2 protein-coding genes are annotated in these 1,495 nt (G+C 58.4%); one reads left to right on the top strand and one right to left on the bottom strand.

Features of this window, described 5'->3' with window-relative positions:
• Nucleotides 1-57 precede the first annotated feature (57 nt).
• A complete protein-coding gene (locus tag WM40_RS26880) occupies nt 58-456 on the bottom strand; it encodes a nuclear transport factor 2 family protein (protein WP_176026172.1) in 399 nt (132 codons plus the stop codon).
• A gap of 81 nt (nt 457-537) precedes the next feature.
• On the opposite strand from WM40_RS26880, the gene WM40_RS26875 reads away from it, so the two are divergent.
• Complete coding sequence (locus WM40_RS26875) at nt 538-1,479, top strand: LysR substrate-binding domain-containing protein (protein ID WP_024906267.1); 942 nt, start codon at nt 538-540, stop codon at nt 1,477-1,479.
• The last annotated feature ends 16 nt before the right edge of the window (nt 1,480-1,495 follow it).

Raw genomic sequence — 1,495 nt, 5'->3', positions numbered from 1 at the left:
CCCTTCAGCCAGCCCTTCCCAAACGCTAGCCTTCGGTGTCGAGCCACATCGATTCGGCTACGCGTATTTGTCACGTACCGTACTGCGAATCGGATGAGTATCGTACACAATGATCATCCGCTCGATCAGCCCGTTGTCGTCGAATTCGAAAACATCGACGCACTCGAAATGCACGGCGGATCCATCTTTTAGTCCCCAGTCGTAGACGAAGTAACCGGTCGCGCGTCGAGCCCCCGTCGTGCTTACGCAGATATCGATGGGGGTTATTCTGCTTTCTCCAGAAGCTGCATTGACCTTCGCAAAGAATGGTGCGGCGTGCATCCAGCCGAGAAACGGCGAGAAGATCCGGGCGTCCGGCGTGAACAACGCACAGATCGCCGCGACATCGCCGCGCTCCAACTCCGCAAGATAGTTTCGAACCTGCCGGGTGTATAGTGCTTCCGACGATGAGGCCATATTCATTCTCCGATCATTCGTTGACGACTCCACGCATTCGAACGGATGCGCATCCGGTACAGGCACGATAGCGATGCACCAATGACCGAGCAATCGAAAAATTTGCAACCCAGGTATGCAGCCCATGCATATCCATTGACCGACCTGACGCGGCCGCTGCCGCCGCTGACAGCGTTCCAGTCATTCGTCGCCGCGGCACAACTCGGGAGCATCAGCAGAGCAGCTGACCATCTGTGTCGAACGCAGGGCGCGGTGAGCCGTCAGGTCCAGCAACTCGAATCGCACTATCGGTGTGCACTTTTCGTGCGCCATGCCTCGGGGCTGACGCTGACGGCGGAAGGAAGCGAGCTGTTGACCGTGGCCGTAAGCGCGCTCACGCAACTGGTTCAACACGCAGACATTCACGCCAGGACAGCGCCTGTGGTCACGCTGCGTTTGCCATCCACATTTGCGATTCGTTGGCTGCTCCCACGCCTTGCAGACATCAATCACGCGCTACCTGGAACAGTGCTTCGCATCTCCACATCGGCGGACGATACGCCGGATTTCACGACACCTGATGTCGACGCCATCGTTGTGCGTGGAACCGGGCAGTGGGCGGGTATGGAAGCGGTTCCGTTGTTCGCCGAGCAACTCACACCGATGTGTACAAGCGAAATGGCTGCATCGCTTAGCTCGGCAGCCCACCTTGCTCATGTCACATTGCTCCATCCCGGGCACGGCCATGAGGAGTGGCAATGCTGGCTGGAAAGCGTTGGGGCACGGCAGATCGACGCGAGCCGTGGGCTCATTTTGGATACCCTCGAATTGACGCTCACCGCTGCGGCGGAAGGGCATGGAGTTGCAATCGGCGATCCCCGGATGGCGAGGGATCGCCTGCAGGCGGGGACACTCATGACACCTTTTGTCGACGTGGTTCAAAACGGCTTGTCGTACTTCGTCGTCTATCCATCCCAACGAGCCGTACAGTCCAAGATTCGCGCCCTCGCTGACGTCTTGTTTCGGCTGGCGCAGGAAGACTGATTGTTACCGCGGAAAA

It is taken from the genome of Robbsia andropogonis (assembly GCF_000970345.1).
GTDB lineage: Bacteria > Pseudomonadota > Gammaproteobacteria > Burkholderiales > Burkholderiaceae > Robbsia > Robbsia andropogonis.
This window is presented reverse-complemented; position numbering and strand designations above follow the sequence as displayed.